Genomic DNA, 19,003 nt, shown 5'->3' with positions numbered 1-19,003 from the left:
ACGCACACGACGGGAATGATGGGAGCGAAATATACATACATGCTTGTTTGTTTGTAAACCGGTACAATTCAGCCACGTTTCACCCGCACTCGTACCCATCCATGGCCCGCAAGACCAAAGAGGACACCCAGGCAACCCGGGAAGGCATCCTTGACGCCGCCGAAGCCTGCTTCCATGAACACGGCGTGGCCCGTACCACGCTGGAGATGATCGGTGCCCGCGCCGGCTATACCCGCGGTGCGGTCTACTGGCACTTCAAGAACAAGAGCGAGGTGCTGGCCGCGATCGTCGAACGCGTGCATCTGCCTTTCATGCAGGAGCTGGAGCGCACCTCGACCGACCAGCGCGACACGCCGGTGCACGACCTGCGCGCGGTGATGATCCACTCGTTCATCGAACTGTCCGAGGACGAGCGACTGCGCAAGACCATGGAGATCATGCTGCGCAGCGATGCCTCGGCCGACACCAAGGTGCTGACCGAACTGCAGCAGGCCGGTTTCCGCGATGGACTGGAGCGGATGGAACGTGCCCTGCGCCGGGCAAAGGACCTGGGCCAGCTGCGCGAGGGTGCAGACCCGAAGATCGCCGCACGCATGCTGCACGCCACCGTGCTGGGCGTACTGCACGGTGCGATGGTCGAACCGGAACTGATGGACCTCAAGCGCGATGGCATGCTCGCACTGGACATGACCCTGGCCGCCTACGTAAAGGACGGCGTGTTCGTTCCCGGCACCGTGCCCGAGCCGCTGCCCGAGGCATGAGCGGGTTCACTGCCGCCACCGCAGCCCCACTGTGAGGACAGACCCATGATCCTGGACAACGTGGTGTGGGGCTTCATCGGCTGCGGCAGCGTCACCGAGAAGAAGAGCGGCCCCGCCCTGGCCAGCACACCCGGCTCACGGGTGGCGGCGGTCATGCGCCGCAATGCCGCATTGGCCGAAGACTATGCGCGGCGCCACGCGGTGCCCCGCTGGTACACGGATGCCGACGCGCTGATCGGCGATCCGGACGTGAACGCGGTGTACGTTGCAACACCGCCCTCCACGCACATGCAGTACGCATTGCAGGCGATTGCGGCGGGCAAGCCGGTCTATATCGAGAAACCCATGGCCCTGGACCTCGCCGAATGCGAGCGCATCCTGGAAGCCAGTGCACGCCGTGGCGTGCCCGTGTTCGTCGCCTACTACCGCCGCGCCCTGCCCCGATTCGCGCAGGTGAAGCAGCTGCTGGACAGCGGCGCGATCGGTACACCGCGCAGCGTTCGCGCCACCCTGCATCGGCCGCATTCGGTGAATGCCGCATCGCCGGACTTCTGGCGGACCAATCCCGCAATCTCCGGCGGCGGGCTGTTCGTCGATCTGGGCTCGCACACCCTGGACCTGCTCGATCATCTATTGGGTCCGCTGAGCGATGTGCGCGGCCTGGCCAGTTCGTTGACCGGCGCTTATGCCGCCGAGGACAGCGTTTCGATGTGCTTCCGCACTGGAGCGGGCGCGCACGGCATCGCGCAATGGAGCTTCTGCGCGTTCCGCCGCCAGGATGAGGTCGAGATCACCGGCGACCGCGGCCAGCTGCGCTTTGCGACCTTCGAGGATGTTCCGGTGGTGCTGGAAAACGAAGCGGGTGTGCAGACCTTCGACATTCCCAACCCGTCGTCGATCCAGCAACCGTTGATCGCCTCTCTCGTGGATGAACTGCGCGGCAACGGGCACTCGCCCTCGGACGGCATCAGCGCCGCCCGCACCAGTGCGGTGATCGACCAGGTGCTGCAGGCCTACCGCACGCGGCAATCGCGCTAAGCGCCAACGCAAAAAGCCGCCTTTCGGCGGCCTTTTCTGTTGCAGCGGATGGCGTCAGGGCCCTCGCCGTGGCGAGGGATCCGACCGGATCGGGCGTTACAGGATGTAGCGGCTCAGGTCCGGGTCCTGCACCAGCTCGCCCAGGTGTGCATCGACGTAGGCGCTATCGATGGCCAGGGTTTCGCCATCGCGGTCCGGTGCCTCGTAGCTGAGCGAATCCAGCAGGCGTTCCAGCACTGTATGCAGGCGTCGGGCACCGATGTTCTCCTGGCGCTCGTTCACCTGGAAGGCGATCTCGGCCAGGCGGTCGATGGCATCGGCGGTGAAGCTGACCTTGACACCTTCAGTGGCCAGCAGCGCTTCGTACTGCTTGGTCAGCGCGGCCTTCGGCTCGGTCAGGATGCGCACGAAGTCATTCTTGCTCAGCGCACCCAGTTCCACGCGGATCGGGAAACGGCCCTGCAGCTCCGGAATCAGGTCGCTGGGCTTGGCCAGGTGGAACGCGCCCGACGCGATGAACAGGATGTGGTCGGTCTTGATCGTGCCGTACTTGGTGGACACGTTGGAGCCTTCCACCAGCGGCAGCAGGTCGCGCTGCACGCCTTCGCGGGACACGTCGCCACCGCCCACGTTGTCACCACGCTTGGCGACCTTGTCGATCTCATCGATGAAGACGATGCCGTGCTGCTCGCAGGCCTCGATCGCCGCGGTGCGGATATCGTCTTCGTTGACCAGCTTGCCGGCTTCTTCCTCGATCAGCAGCGGGCGCGCAGCCTTGATGGTCAGCGTGCGCTTATGCGCCTTCGCGCCGCCGCCGAGGTTGGCGAACATCGACTTCAGCTGCTGGCCCATTTCCTCCATGCCCGGCGGGGTCATGATGTCCATGCTGACATTGGCCGCCAGGTCAAGCTCGATCTCACGCTCGTCCAGCTCACCGTTGCGCAGCATCTTGCGGAACTTGATGCGGGTCTCGTTGTCCTGCGCCGACGGTTCGTTGCGGGCGACTTCAGGATCGAAACCGATGCCGCCGCTACGACGCGGCAGCAGCGCATCGAGGATGCGGTCTTCGGCGCGTTCTTCGGCCTGGGTACGCACGCGCACCTTGGCCTGTTCGCGATAGAGCTTGACCGCGGTGTCGGCCAGGTCACGGATGATCTGCTCGACGTCCTTGCCGACGTAGCCCACTTCGGTGAAGCGGGTGGCTTCGACCTTCACGAACGGTGCGTTGGCCAGCGTGGCCAGGCGGCGCGCGATCTCGGTCTTGCCGACACCGGTCGGGCCGATCATCAGGATGTTCTTCGGCATCACTTCATTGCGCAGCTCCGCCGGCAGCTGCATGCGACGCCAGCGGTTGCGCAGGGCGATGGCCACGGCGCGCTTGGCGTCGTGCTGGCCCACGATGTGCCTGTCCAGTTCCTGCACGATCTCGCGCGGGGTCATGGTGGCGGAGGAAACTTCGATCTTCGACATGGATGTGCTCACGGATTCATTGTCGGTAGTGCCGGCCGCTGGCCGGCAACCAGGCACGCGTGCGGGGGACATGAGGTTGCCGGCCAGCAGCCGGCACGACCCTCACAGCTCCTCGACCACCACGTTGCGGTTGGTGTAGATGCAGATGTCGCCGGCAATGCCGATCGCTTCACTGGCGATGGTGCGTGCATCCAGCTCGGTGTGCGCCATCAGCGCCCGCGCAGCCGAAAGGGCGTACGAACCACCGGAGCCGATGGCGATGATGCCGTCCTCCGGCTCGATCACATCACCGGTGCCGCTGATGATCAGCGAGGTTTCCTTGTCAGCCACTGCCAGCAGGGCTTCGAGCTTGCCCAGGCGGCGCTCGGTGCGCCAATCCTTGGCCAGCTCGACCGCGGCGCGCTGCAGCTGGCCGTGCTTTTCCAGCTTGGCCTCGAACAGCTCGAACAAGGTGAAGGCATCGGCGGCGGCACCGGCGAAGCCGGCCAGCACCTGGCCGTCGCGGCCAAGGCGGCGCACCTTGCGCGCGTTGCCCTTCATCACGGTGTGGCCCAGCGTGACCTGGCCGTCGCCGGCAATGGCCACGTGCTCGCCGCGACGGACGCAGACGATGGTGGTGGCGTGGAAAACGTTGGGGTTCTGACTGGGGTCCATGATGCCTCCGGGGTGACAGAACCAGAGGTGGGGACTGCGCTGCGCCCTTCAAGCCACCCGCGACCGGCTGACGCAGGGGCAACGTTCAGCTTTCTCCGCTGCCCTCGGTGCTGCGTCGACGCTTCGCGCGCGGATGCGCGGCGTCATAGACCTTGGCCAGGTGCTGGAAATCGAGGTGGGTATAGATCTGCGTGGTGGCGATGTCGGCATGGCCGAGCAGTTCCTGCACGCCACGCAGGTCGCCGGAGGATTCCAGGATGTGGCTGGCGAAACTGTGCCGCAGCATGTGCGGATGCACCTGCTTGAACAGGCCCTGGCGCTGCGCCAGATGGCGGATGCGTATCTGCACCGCGCGTTGGCTGATCGGCCCGTTGCGGCCGGGAAATACCGGCGAGGCCGGTCCACCGCCACTTTCCGCGCGCCACGCCTGCAGCGCTTCGCGTGCCGGCCGCCCGAACGGCACGCGGCGCTGGCGGTTGCCCTTGCCCAGCACGTTGACCAGCCCGCTGTCGAAATCCAGGTCGCGCCAGGTCAGCGCACAGACTTCGCTCAGGCGCAGGCCCGACGAATAGAACAGCTCCAGCAGCGCGCGGTCACGGCGGCCCAGCTCGCCTTCCGGCTCCAGCTCGACCAGCTGCACGGCCTCATCGGCGTCGAGGACCTGTGGCAACCGGCGCGGCGCGCGCGGCGCCTTCAGCGTCGCTGCCGGGCTAACCTCGATGCGCCCGTGCTTGAGCAGCCAGGCATAGAAGCTTCGGCAGGCCGACAAGCGGCGCTGCAGGCTCTTGGCCGACAGTCCCCGGCGATGTTCATCGGCAACGAACTGGCGCAAGGCATCGGCATCAAGCGCCTCCACCGCCACGCAACGCGGCTCGGCCCAGGCCGACAGCGCGTCCAGGTCGCGGCGGTAGGCGTCAAGCGTATGCGCCGACATCCGCCGCTCCACCTGCAGATGCTGCAGGAAGGCCTGTACCGCGCTCATCGTCGTCCGGTCCTGCTTAGTCGTGGAAGCGCTTCAGGCCAGTGGCCAGGGCGTCGCCCATCATGCGCAGGAACAGCGTGCCCATGCCCGGGTAGAAGCGGTTCGGGTCGTGGCTGCCGACTGCGATCAGGCCGACGCCCGGCAACGGCAGCAGCGCGGTGGTCTGCACTTCCTCGCTGCGCACGCCGTACAGGACGGCATTCTTGTCCGGCTGCAGGCGTCCGCAGATCGGCTCGCCGTCGTTCAGGCAATCGCGGAACGGGCCCAGTTGCGGATCATCGGCAGCAATCACCTGCAGCCAGTCGGCCTGTTCCAGCCCGGCCACCGGCGCATGCACCACCAGCCGCACCAGGTCGCCGGCGAAGTCTTCCTGCAGCGATGCGGCCATCGCGCGCAGGGTATCGGCCGCGTTGTCCTGCTTCATCAGTGCCAGGGTCAGCTGGTGCGTGCGCACCGCAAGGCGTTCATTGACCTGGGCGGTGGCGCCCAGATCGGCCAACCGTCGTGCCAGCTCGCGGTTCTTCTCGCGCAGCACTTCCAGCTGGTAGCTGGCCAGCGATGCGGTCGGGCCGTCATCGCGCGGCACCACCAGGGTCAGGGCCAGGTCCGGGAACTGCTTGAGGAAGCCGGGATGTCGCCGCAACCAGGCGGCGACTTCATGGGCCCCGAGCTTGTCGACGGTTTCGGTCATGCCATCCACTCCCCTTCGAAGACGAATGCGGTCGGGCCCGCCATCACCACCGGCTGGCCATCGCCCGGCCACTGGATGCGCAGGTCGCCACCGGGCAGGCTGATGCGCGCATCGCGCTGCAGGCGGCCGCGCTGCATCAGGGTCACGGCGGCGGCGCAGGCGCCGCTGCCGCAGGCCAGGGTCTCGCCGACACCGCGCTCGAACACGCGCAGGCGGGCGTGGGCCGGGCTCATCACCTGGGCGAAGCCCACGTTCACCGAGCGCGGGAACGACGCGTGCTGCTGCAGCAGCGAACCCACGCGTTCAACCGGAGCGGCATCGATCAAGCCCACTTCGATCACCGCATGCGGGTTGCCCATCGACACCGCAGCAAAGCGGACGCTCTCGCCCTGCAGCGGCAGCAGGTATTCCTCGCGCGGGTGGGCGAAGCCCATCAGCGGCACGTTGGCCGGCTCGAAGGCAGGCACGCCCATCGTCACCGCAAACTGCCCTTCGCCCAGCACCTTCACCTCATGGCTGGCCAGCGGGCTGTCGATGACGAATGCATCGCCCTGCGCGCTGCCCTCGCGCACCAGCCAGGCCGCGATGCAGCGCGCGCCATTGCCGCACTGCTCGGAATTGGAACCGTCGGCGTTCCAGATGCGGTACGAGGCCACCGAGCCTTCCGCACGTGGCGCCTCGATGGTCAGGATCTGATCGCAGCCGACGCCGGTGTGGCGGTCGGCCAGGCGCGCGGCCAGTTCAGGCGTGGGCGGCGCAGTACCGTCACGCAGGTCGATCACTACGAAATCATTGCCCGCGCCGTGCATCTTGCTGAAGCGCAAGGCCTTGGAACCGGCCTTACTCATTCCCGCTGCCCGCCTTCTTCGCTGGCGCGGGTGCCGGCTGGGTGGTCGTTGCAGCCGGGTCGACGGTCGTGGCGGGGGCAACGGCGCCCTGGGCCTCCGCCGGGGTCGCCTCGGTGGCGGGCTCGGCTGCGGGTTCGACGGCTTCTTCCACCGGCACCGGCTTCTGCGGCAGTACCAGCGGGCCCTTGTTGCCGCAGGCGGCGAGGAGCAGCAGCGAGGCCGCTGCCAGCGGAATCAGGATGGCGTTTCGATGGGGGATCTTCATGCCCCGAGTATAGCCATTGGCGGCTGAGCGGTTGGTGCAGGGCGGCACGCCACGCATCCGCCGGGCATGGCCCGGCGCTACCGTAACCGGGCGCCGCAGGTAGCGCCGGGCCATGCCCGGCGGGCGATCATTGCTTTGGTGGCAGCGGCCGCGTCCACAGCCAGATTGCGACCACGGTCATGCTACCGATCGAGAACCACTTTACCCAGGCGATCGGCACGCACCACAGCATGATGGCGGCGCACACCGCCATGGTGATCGTGGCCATCCACTTGCCATAGCGGCTGACCGCCCCGTGTGCCTGCCAGTTGGCGATGGCCGGGCCGAAGCGCGGGTGCTGCAGCAGCCAGGTGTGCAGGCGTTCGGACCCACGTGATGCAGCCCACGCCGAGATCAGGATGAATACGGTGGTCGGAAGGCCCGGCACGAAGATGCCGACGATGCCGGTGCCCAGGCTGACGTAGGCCAGCAGCCACCACGCCCAGCGGAAACGCACCACGCGCGGCGGCGTGGCGGTATCGCGGGATGCGGAGGGCTCGGGCAGGCTCATGGCCGCAAGGATAACGGTTCGGGGTGCCCGGCAACGCCCGGCACCCCTTCGCCGTTACGGCTGGGCGATGCCCAGCTGCTGCAGCACGAACGCGTACGACTCGGACAGCTCGCGGTAGCGCTGGAAGCGCCCCGACTTGCCGCCGTGGCCGGCTTCCATGTTGGTGCGGAACAGGATCGGGTAGGGGCCGGTGTTGTGATCACGCAGCTTGGCCACCCACTTGGCCGGCTCCCAGTACTGCACCTGCGAATCCCACAGGCCGGTACCCACGAACAGCGCCGGGTACGCCTGCTGCTTCACATTGTCGTAGGGCGAGTAGGACAGCATGTAGTCGTAATACGGCTTCTGCTCCGGGTTGCCCCACTCATCGTATTCGTTGGTGGTCAGCGGAATGGTCGGGTCGAGCATGGTGGTGACCACGTCGACGAACGGGACCTGCGCCACCATCACCCGGTAATCCTGCGGGGCCTGGTTGGCCACCGCGCCCATCAGCAGGCCACCGGCGCTGCCGCCGGACGCAGCGACGCGATCCTTCGCCGCCCAGCCCTGTGCGACCAGGCCGCGGGTGACGTCGATGAAGTCGTTGAAGGTGTTCTGCTTGTGCAGCAGCTTGCCGTTCTCGTACCAGTCGCGGCCCATTTCCTGGCCACCGCGGATATGGGCAATGGCATACACCACGCCGCGGTCGAGCAGGCTCACCGCGGTCTGGTTGAAGTACGGGTCCATCGACATCCCGTAGCTGCCATAGGCGTACTGGAACAGTGCGCCCTTTCCATCCTTCTGGTAGCCCTTGCGGTAGACCAGCGACACCGGCACCTTCACGCCATCGCGCGCGGTGATCCAGACGCGGTCGGTTTCGTACTTCGACGCGTCATAGCCGATCACCGGCTGTACCTTCAGCTGGCGACGCTCGCCGGTGGCGGTGTTCAGTTCGAACACGGTGGTCGGGGTGGTCATCGAGGTGTAGACGTAGCGCAGCCACGGCGTATCGGCTTCGGTGTTGTCGCCCAGGCCCATCGAGTACGCCGGCTCGTCGGCCTTCACGTAGTCGCTGCGGCCGTCCTTGTACAGCAGGCGGATGCGCTCCAGGCCCTCGGAACGTTCGGCGATGGCGGTGTAGCTGTCGAACAGCTCGAAGCCTTCGATGAACACCGCATCGTCATGCGCAATCCAGTCCTTCCACTGCGCACGCGAGGTGGCATCGGTCGGTGCGGTGACCAGCTTGAAGTTCTTCGCACCGTCGTTGGTGCGGATCACCCAGCGGCCGTCGTAGTGGTCGGCGTCGTACTCGACGTCACGCTGGCGCGGGGCCAGCACGGTGAAGGTGGTCGGATCGCTGGCCGGTGCGTAGCGCTCTTCCGAGGACACGGTGCTGTGCACGCCGATGGTGATGAAGCGATCGTCGCGGGTGCGGCCGATGCCCATGTAGAAGCTGTCGTCCTTCTCTTCGTAGACGACGGTGTCGGCGCTGGCTGGAGTGCCCAGCACGTGCTTCTTCACGCGCACGGTGAGCAGCGTTTCCGGATCGTTCTCGACATACAGCACGGTGCGGTTGTCGTCGGCCCAGACCAGGTCGCCGGAGCTGCCGGTGATCACATCGGGCAGCACCTTGCCGGTGGTCAGATCCTTGAAGCGGATCGTGTACTGGCGGCGGCCGACATCATCATCGGCCCAGGCCAGCAACTGGTTGTCCTGACTGACCTCCATCGAGCCGACGCTGAAGTAGCCCTTGCCGGCAGCCATCGTATTGACGTCCAGCAGGATTTCCTCGGCGGCCTCCATGCTGCCCTTGCGGCGTGCGTGGATGGGGTAGTCCTGGCCGGTCTCGAAACGGCTGTAGTACCAGTAGCCACGCTCGCGCGCCGGCACGCTGGAATCGTCCTGCTTGATGCGGCCGACGATCTCCTTGTACAGGGTGTCTTCCAGTGGCTTCAGCGGTGCCAGCAGCTGGTCGGCGTAGGCATTCTCGGCCTGCAGGTAGGCCAGCATGTCCTTGTTCTCGCGCTTGTCGTCGCGCAGCCAGTAATAGTCATCGTTGCGGGTCGCGCCGAACGGCGCCTTGACCACGTGCGGATGCCTGGCGGCGTCCGGCGGAACGGGCGGAGTGGCGGCGGTAGCAGTCGTGGTCATCAGGCTGGCGAGCAACAGGCAGAGGGTGGACTTCATGAAGTAGGGTTCCTGGCGCATCAATGCAATGGTCTTCGGCGGGGTCAGATCCCTTTTCCCGAAAAGCGATCTGACCCCAATCCCCGCAATGCGGCAACCCTGCGGATCGTCATGGGTCGTGCCGGCCGGCGTACCATGGGCACATGAGTACCCTGCCCCACACGCCGGGCTACAGCCGGCGCAGCCATGAAATCGCCCCGTTCCATGTGATGTCCCTGCTGGCCCGCGCGCAGGCACTGGAACAGGCCGGCCACGATGTGATCCACCTGGAAATCGGCGAACCGGACTTCACTACGGCCGAACCGGTCGTGCGGGCCGGCCAGGCCGCACTGGCCGCCGGCCACACCCGCTACACCGCCGCACGTGGCCTGCCGGCCCTGCGCCAGGCGATCAGCGGTTTCTATCGCAGCCACTACGGTCTGGACATCGATCCTGAACGCATCCTGGTCACCCCGGGTGGGTCCGGTGCGCTGCTGCTGGCCAGCAGCCTGCTGGTCGATCCCGGCCGCCACTGGCTGCTGGCCGACCCCGGCTATCCGTGCAACCGCCACTTCCTGCGCCTGGTGGAAGGCGGTGCGCAACTGGTACCGGTCGGGCCGGAGACCACCTACCAGCTGACCCCGTCGCTGGTGGAACAGCACTGGAATGCCGACAGCGTCGGCGCGCTGGTCGCCTCGCCGGCCAACCCGACCGGCACCGTGCTTTCCGCCGCCGAGCTGGCGGCACTGTCGAAGACCCTGCACGCGCGCGGTGGTCACCTGGTGGTGGATGAGATCTACCACGGCCTGACCTATGGCCTGGATGCGCCCAGCGTGCTGCAGGTGGATGACAGCGCGTTCGTGCTGAACAGCTTCTCCAAGTATTTCGGCATGACCGGCTGGCGGCTGGGCTGGCTGGTGGCGCCGCCGTCAGCAGTACCGGATCTGGAGAAGCTGGCGCAGAACCTGTACATCAGCGCCTCGAGCATCGCCCAGCATGCCGCCCTCGCCTGTTTCAGCGAGGAATCGATGGCGATCTTCGAACAGCGCCGCGACGCGTTCCGCCAGCGTCGCGACTTCCTGCTGCCGGCACTGCGTGAGCTGGGCTTCCGTATCGAAGTCGAGCCACAGGGCGCGTTCTACCTGTACGCCGACGTCAGCGCGTTCACCGACGACGCGCAGGCATTCTGCGCGCATTTCCTCGAAACCGAGCACGTGGCGTTCACCCCGGGCCTGGATTTCGGCTTCCATCGTGCCAACCAGCACGTGCGCCTGGCCTATACCCAGGAGGTACCGCGATTGCAGGACGCGGTGGCGCGGATTGCGCGCGGATTGAAGCATTTCCGGTAGCGCCGGGCCATGCCCGGCGGCATCTTGCCGCGCTACGCGCTCGCCGGGCATGGCCCGGCGCTACCCGATAACGGAAAACGCCGCCCTGGGGCGGCGTTTTCCGTTCTGCTTACTTGCCGCCCAACCGCTCCCACAGGAAGCTGTAGGCCAGTGCCGACATGTGTGCGGCCTGCGCGTTGTTGGCGGCGCCGCCGTGACCCCCTTCGATGTTCTCGTAGTAGGTCACGTCCTTGCCGGCGTCGATCATCTTCGCCGCCATCTTGCGGGCATGGCCCGGGTGCACGCGGTCGTCGCGGGTCGAGGTGGTGAACAGCACCGGCGGGTAGTTCTTCTTCGCGTTGAACAGGTGGTACGGCGAGAAGGTCTTGATGAACTCCCAGTCACTGGTATCCGGGTTGCCGTACTCGGCCATCCACGAGGCACCCGCCAACAGGTGGCTGTAGCGCTTCATGTCCAGCAACGGCACCTGCACCACCACCGCACCGAACAGCTCCGGGTACTGGGTCAGCATGTTGCCGGTCAGCAGGCCACCGTTGCTGCCGCCCTGCACGCCCAGGTGCTTGGCGCTGGTGATCTTGCGCTTGACCAGGTCCCGCGCCACCGCGGCCATGTCTTCGTAGGCCTTGTGGCGGTTCTGCTTCAGCGCCGCCTGGTGCCAGCGCGGGCCGTACTCGCCGCCACCACGGATGTTGGCCACCACGTACACGCCGCCCTTCTCCAGCCAGGCGCGGCCCATGCCACCGGAATAGCTCGGGGTCAGCGAGATCTCGAAGCCACCGTAGCCGTACAGCAGCGTCGGATTGGAGCCATCGAGCTTCATCGCCCTGTCGTGCACCACGAAGTACGGCACGCGGGTGCCGTCCTTGCTGGTGGCGAAGTGCTGCTCGATCACCTTGCCCTTGGCGTCGAAGAAGGCCGGCATGGTCTTCAGTGTTTCCGGGGCCTGGCCGATCTCGGCCAGCGCCAGCGTGGTCGGGGTCAGGTAGTCGGTGGCGGTCAGCCACACCGCGTCGCTGTCATTGCTGTCCACTGCAGCCACGCCCAGCGTGCCGAAGGCAGGTGCGCCGACGAAGCGGCTCGTCTGCCAGCCGTTGGCGCCCGGGGTCAGCACCGACAGGCGGTTCTTGACGTCGTCCAGCACGTTCAGCACCAGGTGGCTCCTGGTCCAGGTGGCGCTGGCCAGCGAGGTGGTCGCGGTCGGGGTGAACAGCACCTCGAAGTCGCGCTTGCCGGCCAGGAAGTCGTCCAGCTTCGTCGCCAGCAGCGAACCGGACGCATAGGTCTTGCCGCCCACGGTCCACGGATCGCGCAGTTCCAGGGTCAGCCACTGCTTGTGCAGGCCCTTCTCGGCCGAGTTCGGCGCGTCGATCTTGGTCAGCGTGCCGTCGTCGCCACGCAGGTAGAGCTCGTTGTTGTAGAACGCCAGCGTGCGGCTGACCAGGTTGCGCTCGAAGCCCGGGGTGTCATCGTGCATCGCCGCGATGTACATGTCTTCCGGCTTGCCTTCGTACACCGTCGTGGCCGAGGCCATCGGCGTGCCGCGCTTCCACAGCTTGGCCACGCGCGGATAGCCGGACGTGGTCATCGTGCCGGCACCGAAATCGGTGTAGACGAACACGGTGTCGCGATCGACCCAGTTGAGGCCCCCCTTCGACTCCGGGCGGAAGAAGCCGTCCTTGATCCAGGTCTTGTTGGCCAGGTCGAACTCGCGGGTGACGTCGGCGTCGGCGCCGCCGCGCGACAGCGCGATCAGGCAACGGCTGTAATCCGGGCGCAGGCAATCGGCGCCGTGCCAGACCCAGTTCTCACCCTCGGCCTTGTTCAGTGCATCCAGGTCGAGCACGGTCTCCCACTGCGGCGACGCCTTGCGGTACTCGGCCAGGGTGGTGCGCCGCCACAGGCCGCGCTCGTGCTGCTGGTCCTTCCAGAAGTTGTAGTAGTAGTCGCCGATCTTCTGCACGCCCGGAATCTTGGCATCGGAGTCGAGCACCTCGCGGATGCGGGTCTCCATCTGCTTGAAGGCCGGGGTCTGCGCCAGGCGCGCCTCGGACTTGGCATTCTGTTCCTTGACCCAGGACAGCGGCTTGTCGCCGGTGACGTCCTCCAGCCAGGCGTAGCGGTCGGTATCCTCAGCGGCCACGGCGGTCCCCACCGAGGCAGCGGTCATCATGCCGGCCAACAGGCAGGCGGAAGCGAGTCGTGACATTGCAGCTCCAGGCAGTCATAAGCCGTGGAACGCTAGCACGGAATGCCGCGGCCTCCCCCGTGTCGAAGGTCAGGCCGTGGCCGCCGGGCCGCGCCGGCGACGCGCCTGTCCACCGGTACGCCGCACCTTTGCCGGCCCCGACAGGCGCGGCAGCGGGAAGCGCAGCAGCGCCCACCAGGCCGCGAGCGGCATGCCGATCAGCCACATCGGCAGCCAGCCCAACCACGCGCTGCTGCCACGTGCCGCTGGCCAGACCAGTACCAGCGCCAGTCCGGCCAGCGCCAGTTGCCGCACGCCACGCAGCAGGCGCGGGTCGGCGCGTTCGATGATGCGTTCAGTTGCAGGGTGACGGACGGAACGTGTGTTCATGGGCCTTCTCCGGTAGACAATGCAACACAGCTTGGGCAAGCCCCTTCTCACAGATTGCGACACCATTGACGGATCGCGCACGCTCAGTCGACCATGCTCAGGCAAAGCCCTCCTGAGCCCGCTCCCGCATGACTTCGATCCGCCCGCTCTGCGCCGTGTTGCTGGCCCTGTCCCTGGCGGGCCCCGCCATGGCGGTCGGTGAGCCGCCATCACCCCGTGCCAGCGTCCCGCGCGCCGATCCGGATGCCCCGATCGACCTCAAGCGCTTCATGGGCACCTGGTACGTGATCGGCCGCGTGCCGAACTTCATCGAACGCGGGCACGTCGCCAGCGTCAACGAGTACGAGTTGCGCGACGAGCACAAGGTCGGCATCACCTACCGCTACCGCGACGGCTTCGGCGAACCCCTGCAGGAGATCCGTGCACGCGCCAGCGTCGACCCGGACAGCGGCAACCACGGCTGGCGCACCTGGTTCTACCGCGTGGTGCCGACCCACTCCCGGGTGCTGGACGTCGCCCCGGATTATTCGTGGGCACTGATCGGCTACCCGGGCCGCGAGATGGCCTGGATCTTCTCGCGCACGCCGGACATGGACAAAGCGCTGTACAAGGAGCTGGCCGAGCGCCTGCGCGACGAGTACGGCGTGAACACCGACAAGCTCAAGCGCGTGCCGCAGCATCCGGAACAGGTCGGCAAGCTGGGCTACGAAGTACCGAACGCGCGTTGACCGGGTCGTGGGATTGCCGGCCAGCGGCCGGCACTACCCGAACGATGCCGGGCGCCGCCCGGCACTCGGTTACTTGCGGTTGTAATGCGCGACCAGGCGGTCGCCGAGCATCTGCAGCAGCTGCACCAGGACCAGCAGCAGGACCACGGTGACCAGGGCCACGTCGGTGTGCGAACGCTGGTAGCCGTCGCGGAACGCCAGATCGCCCAGGCCGCCGGAACCGATGGCGCCGCCCATCGCGGTGAAACCGATCAGCGCGACGGTGGTCACCGTCGCACCAGCGATCAGGCCCGGGCGCGCTTCCGGCAGCAACACGCGGGTAACCAGCTGCCAGGTGGTGGCGCCCATTGCCTGGGTAGCTTCGATCACGCCGCGGTCAACCTCGCGCAACGCGGTCTCGACCAGGCGCGCATAGAACGGTGCGGCACCAATAACCAGCGGCACGATCGCACCACGCACGCCCAGCGACGTCCCCATCAGGAACAGGGTGACCGGAATCAGCACGATCATCAGAATGATGAAAGGCACTGAACGCAGCAGGTTCACCACCAGCGCCAGCACGCCATAGGCGAACGGCCGGCGCTTCATCTGCGGTGCGCCGAACAGGTACAGCAGCACACCCAGCGGCAGGCCGATGGCCAGGGTCAGCGGCAGCGAACCGAGCAGCATCAGCAGGGTGTCGATGGTGGCCTGGCCGATGTCGGCCCACTTGCCCGCATCCAGGTGGCGGAAGAAACCGCCGGCAGTAGCGATGATCATCGACGCAGTTCCTCAACATGCACGCCGGCGGCCACGAACGCGGCCTGCGCGGCGGACTGGTCACCGCCCACCAGGGCGACCACCAGCTGGCCATACGGGGTGTCCTTGATCCGGTCGATGCGGCCGGACAGGATGTTGTAGTCGACCCCGGTCTGCCGCGCGACACTGCCGAGCAGGGGTTCGTAGGTGTCGCCACCGAGGAAGGTCAGGCGCACGATACGGCCGCCAACGGCATCGAAATCACGGTGCAGCGCCCCCTCGTCCACATGCTCCGACTCACTGACGAAACGGCGGGTGGTCGGATGCTGCGGGTGCAGGAACACCCGGGTGACCGGACCGGTTTCGACCATCTGGCCGGCATCGAGCACCGCAACGCGGTCGCAGACACGGCGGATCACGTCCATCTCGTGGGTGATCAGCACAATGGTCAGGCCGAGCTCGCGATTGATCTTTGACAGCAGCGACAGCACAGAAGCGGTGGTCTGCGGATCGAGCGCACTGGTGGCCTCGTCGCACAGCAGGATCTGTGGACGGGTCGCCAGCGCGCGGGCGATACCGACGCGCTGCTTCTGGCCACCGGACAGCTGCGCCGGATACTTCTGCGCATGCGCTTCCAGGCCCACGGTCTGCAGCAGCTCGGCCACGCGCGCGTCGATTTCCGTCTTCGGCGTGCCGGCCAGTTCCAGCGGGAAGGCGACATTGCCCGCCACCGTGCGCGACGACAGCAGGTTGAAGTGCTGGAAGATCATGCCGATGCGCCGGCGCAGCGCGCGCAGGCCGTCCGCGTCCAGCGCGGTGACATCCTCACCACCGATCAGCAGCCGGCCACCGCTGGGTTCTTCCAGGCGGTTGATCATGCGGATCAGGGTCGACTTGCCGGCGCCGGAATGGCCGATGATGCCGAAAACCTCACCGGCCTCGATGGTCAGGTCCAACGGCTGCAGCGCGCTGATCTCGCGGCCGGCAACGGCATAGGATTTGTGCAGGCGCTGGAACTCGATCACGGGCGTGGCTCACCGGCTGGGTGACGGAAGGGGGCGTGCAGCCTACCAGCGCAGGCGGTCGCGCGCCCGCGCCATGGGCCAGAATGTTATTCCTTTTGGTTCTAACGTACCTGCTCCGGCGCGGGTTCCGGGGTCGGATCCCCGCAGGGGCTCTGACCCCGCTTCCCGGCCAAACCGGTTCAGGGATGATCCAGCGGCTTCGGTGGCTCCTGCCGGTTGACCCGCTCGCGGTGCAGCAGGTAAAGCCCCGAAGCCACGATGATCGCCGCGCCCACCCAGGTATAGCCATCGGGCAGCTGGCCCCAGAAGGCCAGGTCCCAACCGATCACCCAGACCAGCCCGCTGTACTCCAACGGCGCGATCATCGAGGCCTCGCCCAGCTGGAAGGCCCTGGTCAGGGCGATCTGGCCCAACGCCCCGGCCAGGCCCATGCCACCGATCAGCGGCGCATGTGCCAGCTGCAGCGGCACCCAGCCGGGAAGGGCCAGCAGGCCGGCACCGATGGCCATGATCACCAGGAACCAGACCACCATCGACTGCGAGGTATCGGTGCGGGTCAGCAGGCTGACCGTGATCGCCGCAATGGCATAGGCGGTGGCCGCGGCCAGCACCATCAGCCCCGGCACCGAGATGAAGCCATCGACGCCCGGCCGCAGCACCACCAGCACGCCGACCAGGCCAATCCCGATGGCGACCCAGCGCCGTGGCCCGACCCGCTCGCCCAGCAGCGGCACCGACAATGCGGCAATCAGCAGCGGGGCAACGAAATAGATGGTGTAGGCAGTGGACAACGGCAGGTCGCGCAGGGCGAACACGAAGCAGCCGATCATCGCCATGCCCAGCGCACCACGCAGCAGGTGCAGCCCCCAGCGGCGCGGCACCAGCGAACGTGGCCCGGCGCTGGCCAGCACCCAGACCAGCACGAACGGCAACGAGGCCGCGCCGCGCAGGAAGGTTACTTCCAGAGTGGGGTAGCTGGCCGACAGCTGCTTCATGCCAGCATCCATCAGCGAGAAGCAGGCGACCGCAGCGACCATCCAGGCCACCGCGCGAGAGGGGGAGCGTTGCACGTTCATGGCCCATTATTGCCCGGTCGTCGCCTTCTGTAGAGCCGAGCCCACGCTCGGCTGCGTTGTGAAGAGCAGCCGAGCGTGGGCTCGGCTCTACAGAGGGCGGGTAAGCGGGCCCTCGCGATAGAATGGCTGCACTGAATCCTGCGGAGCATCGCCCATGCCTTCCTTCGACGTCGTGTCCGAAGTCGACACCCACGAACTGACCAACGCCATCGACCAGGCCAACCGCGAACTGGCCACCCGCTTCGATTTCAAGGGCGTGGATGCCAAGTTCGAACGCGATGGCGATGTGATCAACCAGTTCGCGCCGACCGAATTCCAGCTCAAGCAGATGAACGACATCCTGCGTGCACGCTTGGCCGCGCGCGGCATCGACGTGCTCAGCCTGGAGTTCGGCGACATCGAGACCAACCTGGCCCAGGCCCGGCAGAAAATCACCGTCAAGCAGGGCATCGAGCAGAAGATCGCCAAGAAGATCGCCGCTGCGCTGAAGGAAGCCAAGCTGAAGGTTGAAAGCCAGATCAATGGCGACAAGCTGCGCGTGCAGGGCAAGAAGCGCGACGACCTGCAGGACGCCATCGCCGTGCTCAAGGCCGGCAAGTTCGAACTGCCGCTGCAGTTCAACAACTTCCGCGACTGAGGCATCTGCCGGGCATGGCCCGGCGCTGCCAGCGGCAGGTACGACGGCGCGTTGCCAGCGACGCGCCTACAATGGCGGCCCCGCCAGCCGACGTGCCCGCCATGACCGATTCCCACCTGCCCACCGAGGACCCGATCGCCGCCACCCGCCTGTGGCTGGAACGCATCGTCATCGGCCTGAACCTGTGCCCGTTCGCCAAGGCGGTCTACGTGAAGGACCAGGTCCGCATCGTGCTCAGCGATGCGACCACGACCGAAGCCCTGGTTGAGCAGCTGGCCGAGGAACTGGTCCTGCTGCGTGATACGCCGGCCGAGCAGATCGATACCACGCTGATCGTGCATCCGCAGGTGCTGACCGATTTCCTCGACTACAATGACTTCCTCGACAACGCCGACGCGGCGATCGAGGCGCTGGACCTGCAGGGCATCCTGCAGGTGGCCAGCTTCCATCCGGATTACCAGTTCGAGGGCGTGGCTGCCGACGACGCCAGCAACTACACCAACCGCGCGCCCTTCCCCACCCTGCACCTGCTGCGCGAAGACAGCGTGGCGCGCGCGGTGGACGTCTATCCGGACCCGGACGTGATCGTCGAGCGCAACATCCAGACCCTGGACCGCATCGGCGTGGACGGCTGGCATCGCCGCCTGCGTGGCGAAGACCTGTCGTGAGCACGGTACCGCCGATTGCCGCTTGGCCGGCCGCGCCGCTGTCGGGCAAGGTGGTGCTGGTCACCGGCGGTGCCAACGGCATCGGCCGTGGCATCGCGCAGGCCGTGCTCGGCGCCGGTGGCCGCGTGCTGATCGGCGACCTCGACATGGAGGCCGGCGAGGCGTGCCTGGCGGAATGGCAGCGTGGTGAGGATGCCGTGTTCCAGCGCCTGGATATCACCGACGAAGCCAGCGTGCGCGCCTTCATCGCCGTGGCCCTGCAGCGTTTCGGCCGCATCGACGGGCTGGTCAACAACGCGGGGATTGCCAGCCCGCACGGCACGCTGCTGCAGGACATGGACTGGGACGAGTGGCAGCGCCGGCTGTCTTCGCTGCACGGCGCGTTCCTGTGCAGCAAGCATGCGTTGCCGGCACTGACCTCCAGCGCCGCCGGTGCGATCATCAACATCGCCTCGACCCGCGCCTGGCAATCCGAAGCACACAGCGAAGCCTATGCCGCAGCCAAGGGCGGGCTGGTGGCCTTCACCCATGCGCTGGCGATCAGCAGCGGCCCGGCGGTGCGGGTGAACAGCATCAGTCCCGGCTGGATCGGCACCTGCGAGTGGCAGGCACCCTCACGGCGACACGCACCGGAGTATTCGGCCACCGACCATGCGCAACACCCGGTCGGCCGCGTCGGCCAGCCGGAGGACATCGGTGCGTTGGCCGTATACCTGCTGTCATCACTGTCCGGTTTCAGCACCGGCCAGGATTTCATCGTCGACGGCGGCATGACCCGGAAGATGATCTACGCCGAATGACCC

The 19,003-nt window shown here is 66.9% G+C and carries 20 protein-coding genes; 7 read left to right on the top strand and 13 right to left on the bottom strand.

The features are described 5' to 3' along the window. The first annotated feature begins 101 nt into the window (after positions 1 to 101). Both smeT and AC5P74_RS02545 read left to right on the top strand, forming a co-directional pair. Entirely contained in the window at positions 102 to 761 is a 660-nt protein-coding gene (gene smeT, locus AC5P74_RS02550) for an efflux transporter SmeDEF transcriptional repressor SmeT (RefSeq protein WP_049454998.1), read from the top strand. A gap of 45 nt (positions 762 to 806) precedes the next feature. Further along, positions 807 to 1,799, top strand: a complete 993-nt coding sequence (locus AC5P74_RS02545) for a Gfo/Idh/MocA family protein (RefSeq protein ID WP_111176528.1) — start codon at positions 807 to 809, stop codon at positions 1,797 to 1,799. 96 nt (positions 1,800 to 1,895) lie between these two features. Here the strand turns inward: AC5P74_RS02545 and hslU are convergent, their stop codons facing one another. From hslU to AC5P74_RS02505, 8 genes are all read right to left on the bottom strand, one after another. Continuing rightward, on the bottom strand, positions 1,896 to 3,269 hold the full coding sequence (gene hslU, locus AC5P74_RS02540) for an ATP-dependent protease ATPase subunit HslU (RefSeq protein ID WP_065178024.1): 1,374 nt from the start codon (positions 3,267 to 3,269) through the stop codon (positions 1,896 to 1,898). Between the two features lie 102 nt (positions 3,270 to 3,371). Further along, a complete protein-coding gene (hslV, locus tag AC5P74_RS02535; RefSeq protein WP_005411093.1) occupies positions 3,372 to 3,923 on the bottom strand; it encodes an ATP-dependent protease subunit HslV in 552 nt (183 codons plus the stop codon). 85 nt (positions 3,924 to 4,008) lie between these two features. Further along, entirely contained in the window at positions 4,009 to 4,905 is an 897-nt protein-coding gene (gene xerC, locus AC5P74_RS02530) for a tyrosine recombinase XerC (RefSeq protein ID WP_495204785.1), read from the bottom strand. A 16-nt stretch (positions 4,906 to 4,921) separates the two neighbouring features. Then, complete coding sequence (locus AC5P74_RS02525; protein ID WP_495204784.1) at positions 4,922 to 5,596, bottom strand: DUF484 family protein; 675 nt, start codon at positions 5,594 to 5,596, stop codon at positions 4,922 to 4,924. Then, complete coding sequence (gene dapF, locus AC5P74_RS02520) at positions 5,593 to 6,444, bottom strand: diaminopimelate epimerase (RefSeq protein WP_053497550.1); 852 nt, start codon at positions 6,442 to 6,444, stop codon at positions 5,593 to 5,595. Before dapF ends, AC5P74_RS02525 begins: the two co-directional genes overlap by 4 nt. Continuing rightward, positions 6,437 to 6,709, bottom strand: coding sequence for an LPS translocon maturation chaperone LptM (gene lptM / locus AC5P74_RS02515; protein WP_329843230.1), 273 nt, complete (start codon positions 6,707 to 6,709; stop codon positions 6,437 to 6,439). The genes dapF and lptM overlap by 8 nt, the downstream gene beginning before the upstream one ends. A 127-nt stretch (positions 6,710 to 6,836) precedes the next feature. Then, positions 6,837 to 7,259, bottom strand: a complete 423-nt coding sequence (locus AC5P74_RS02510; RefSeq protein WP_053497554.1) for a YbaN family protein — start codon at positions 7,257 to 7,259, stop codon at positions 6,837 to 6,839. A gap of 54 nt (positions 7,260 to 7,313) precedes the next feature. Continuing rightward, positions 7,314 to 9,425, bottom strand: a complete 2,112-nt coding sequence (locus tag AC5P74_RS02505; RefSeq protein WP_053497587.1) for a S9 family peptidase — start codon at positions 9,423 to 9,425, stop codon at positions 7,314 to 7,316. A gap of 143 nt (positions 9,426 to 9,568) precedes the next feature. Here AC5P74_RS02505 and AC5P74_RS02500 point away from each other — a divergent pair, with 143 nt between their 5' ends. After that, positions 9,569 to 10,753 (top strand): pyridoxal phosphate-dependent aminotransferase, encoded by a 1,185-nt coding sequence (locus AC5P74_RS02500; protein WP_346607530.1) that lies wholly within the window; start codon positions 9,569 to 9,571, stop codon positions 10,751 to 10,753. Between the two features lie 109 nt (positions 10,754 to 10,862). Here the strand turns inward: AC5P74_RS02500 and AC5P74_RS02495 are convergent, their stop codons facing one another. Further along, complete coding sequence (locus AC5P74_RS02495; RefSeq protein ID WP_005419457.1) at positions 10,863 to 12,959, bottom strand: prolyl oligopeptidase family serine peptidase; 2,097 nt, start codon at positions 12,957 to 12,959, stop codon at positions 10,863 to 10,865. Between the two features lie 69 nt (positions 12,960 to 13,028). After that, a complete protein-coding gene (locus AC5P74_RS02490; protein ID WP_095378272.1) occupies positions 13,029 to 13,328 on the bottom strand; it encodes a hypothetical protein in 300 nt (99 codons plus the stop codon). 128 nt (positions 13,329 to 13,456) lie between these two features. Between AC5P74_RS02490 and AC5P74_RS02485 the strand changes: the two genes are divergently transcribed. Beyond that, positions 13,457 to 14,056 carry a lipocalin family protein gene (locus AC5P74_RS02485; protein ID WP_005419460.1) on the top strand — a complete coding sequence of 200 codons (600 nt, stop codon included), beginning with the start codon at positions 13,457 to 13,459 and terminating at the stop codon, positions 14,054 to 14,056. Between the two features lie 69 nt (positions 14,057 to 14,125). On the opposite strand, the gene AC5P74_RS02480 is transcribed toward AC5P74_RS02485, so the two are convergent. The 3 genes from AC5P74_RS02480 to AC5P74_RS02470 all read right to left on the bottom strand — a co-directional run bounded on the left by AC5P74_RS02480 (position 14,126) and on the right by AC5P74_RS02470 (position 16,895). After that, a complete protein-coding gene (locus AC5P74_RS02480; protein ID WP_346607531.1) occupies positions 14,126 to 14,815 on the bottom strand; it encodes a methionine ABC transporter permease in 690 nt (229 codons plus the stop codon). Beyond that, complete coding sequence (locus AC5P74_RS02475; protein WP_033834529.1) at positions 14,812 to 15,819, bottom strand: methionine ABC transporter ATP-binding protein; 1,008 nt, start codon at positions 15,817 to 15,819, stop codon at positions 14,812 to 14,814. Before AC5P74_RS02475 ends, AC5P74_RS02480 begins: the two co-directional genes overlap by 4 nt. Positions 15,820 to 15,998: 179 nt before the next feature. Beyond that, the gene (locus tag AC5P74_RS02470; RefSeq protein ID WP_005419466.1) at positions 15,999 to 16,895 is read right to left on the bottom strand and encodes a DMT family transporter; all 897 of its coding nucleotides are present in this window, start codon (positions 16,893 to 16,895) and stop codon (positions 15,999 to 16,001) included. Between the two features lie 154 nt (positions 16,896 to 17,049). On the opposite strand from AC5P74_RS02470, the gene AC5P74_RS02465 reads away from it, so the two are divergent. The 3 genes from AC5P74_RS02465 to AC5P74_RS02455 all read left to right on the top strand — a co-directional run bounded on the left by AC5P74_RS02465 (position 17,050) and on the right by AC5P74_RS02455 (position 19,000). Next, positions 17,050 to 17,532 (top strand): YajQ family cyclic di-GMP-binding protein, encoded by a 483-nt coding sequence (locus AC5P74_RS02465; RefSeq protein ID WP_005419468.1) that lies wholly within the window; start codon positions 17,050 to 17,052, stop codon positions 17,530 to 17,532. A 101-nt stretch (positions 17,533 to 17,633) separates the two neighbouring features. Then, positions 17,634 to 18,200 (top strand): DUF1415 domain-containing protein, encoded by a 567-nt coding sequence (locus tag AC5P74_RS02460; RefSeq protein WP_188247783.1) that lies wholly within the window; start codon positions 17,634 to 17,636, stop codon positions 18,198 to 18,200. Next, entirely contained in the window at positions 18,197 to 19,000 is an 804-nt protein-coding gene (locus tag AC5P74_RS02455; protein ID WP_188247784.1) for an SDR family oxidoreductase, read from the top strand. The genes AC5P74_RS02460 and AC5P74_RS02455 overlap by 4 nt, the downstream gene beginning before the upstream one ends. The last annotated feature ends 3 nt before the right edge of the window (positions 19,001 to 19,003 follow it).

The sequence above is a fragment of the Stenotrophomonas sp. YJH_SMC_94-11 genome (genome assembly GCF_059370435.1).
This window is presented reverse-complemented; position numbering and strand designations above follow the sequence as displayed.